Annotated in this window: 2 protein-coding genes; one reads left to right on the forward strand and one right to left on the reverse strand. The window is 48.7% G+C overall.

Annotated elements, in window-relative coordinates; genetic code table 11:
- Positions 1–233: hypothetical protein (locus AB204_RS23680; protein WP_152671581.1), on the forward strand; the 233-nt coding region annotated here is incomplete at its 5' end.
- A gap of 96 nt (positions 234–329) precedes the next feature.
- Here the strand turns inward: AB204_RS23680 and AB204_RS19120 are convergent.
- A complete protein-coding gene (locus AB204_RS19120; RefSeq protein ID WP_047964978.1) occupies positions 330–1334 on the reverse strand; it encodes an IS110 family RNA-guided transposase in 1005 nt (334 codons plus the stop codon).
- Between the last annotated feature and the right edge of the window lie 72 nt (positions 1335–1406).

Raw genomic sequence — 1406 nt, forward strand, 5'->3', positions numbered from 1 at the left:
CTCATCTCTCAATTCCAGCACGGTGCCAAAGGTTCAGTGGTTGGGATGCGTTCATTACATTCCCCCGTTTTTGCAACACTGATTTTGATGTCGGGTTGGCTTGCTTAAATCTATCCGGCGTCTCTATAGGCAAAGATGCCCGCGCCACGATGAGTTTCGCACCTGATGAACCTGAAAATGACTTCGGCCTCGATGAGCCATTCTTACGTTCAGATTCTTCATCAGGCCGATAGGCCGTTCATGTCATCAATAATCAGTCTTCGCAAAACCAGATGGGTAACTGTCTTTAACTGCTTTATCATTAACCTATTGAATCAGATTGACATCTATCAGATCCGATATTCATTTTGCTGAGTGGTGATTGCCCACGCGATCCGTGCCAGCTTGTTTGCCAGCGCACAGGCAACGACATTCGAATGCTTCTTACTCAGTTGTTCCCGAACCCACTCAGCCAGTCTGCCCTGTTGATGTTCCAGCCGCATCATGAATATGCGGGCGCACTGAACCAGTAACCTGCGCAGATTTTTGTTGCCTCGCTTGCTAATACCCAGCAGGGTGGTTTTTCCGCCTGTGCTGTATTGTCGGGGCACAAGCCCGGTCGCGGCAGCAAAATCCCGGCTGCCTGAAAATTGTTTACCGTCACCGAGCTGGGAGGAGAGCAAGCTGGCTGTGATGGGGCCAATCCCCGGGATTGTCATCAGACGTTGAGCCGTCTCGTCTGCTTCAATCGATTGGTGTAATTCGGCTTCTAACGATGTAATTTGCTCGACAAGATAAAGATAGTGGGTATGTAATCTCATCAGCAATCGGTTCAAATAAACGGGAATTTCGTGTTCCGCGAGTACGCGTGATAAGCGTTTAATGACCCCCTCGCCTTTTGGCAGGCTGATACCGAACTCCAGCAAAAAGGCCTGAATTTGGTTAGTCGTTTTGACCTTATCCCGGATGAGTGAGTCTCTGACACGGTGTAGCGCTCTCATGGCTTGTTGAGTCTCTGTTCTTGGCTGGACAAAACGCATTGATGGCCGTGATGCGGCTTCACATATCGCCTCTGCATCAACAAAATCATTTTTATTACTTTTGACAAACGGGCGCACAAATTGGGGAGAGATGAGTTTGGCTTCATGGCCTAAACCGCCAATCCGTCGCGCCATAAAATGAGCGCCAGCACAGGCTTCCATTACAACCGTTGAAGAGGGGCACGTTGCCAAAAACTGCATGAGCTTGGTACGCGTAAACTTTTTACGCAGAATGGCCTTGCCGGATTTGTCCTGGCAATGAATATGGAAAGAATGCTTACCGAGATCGATACCAATGAGTGTGACGTTTTGCATGATGGCCTCTCCAGAAAAAAATACCCTGTTAGAGTATCGTTCACAAGGTAGGGGGCGACCATCTCATTATGA

It is taken from the genome of Xenorhabdus khoisanae, assembly GCF_001037465.1.
Lineage (GTDB): Bacteria > Pseudomonadota > Gammaproteobacteria > Enterobacterales > Enterobacteriaceae > Xenorhabdus > Xenorhabdus khoisanae.

Excerpts from the sequence above, each read along its gene's own strand:
- AB204_RS19120 (WP_047964978.1), bottom strand. The coding sequence starts at position 1,334 with ATGCAAAACGTCACACTCATTGGTATCGATCTCGGTAAGCATTCTTTC.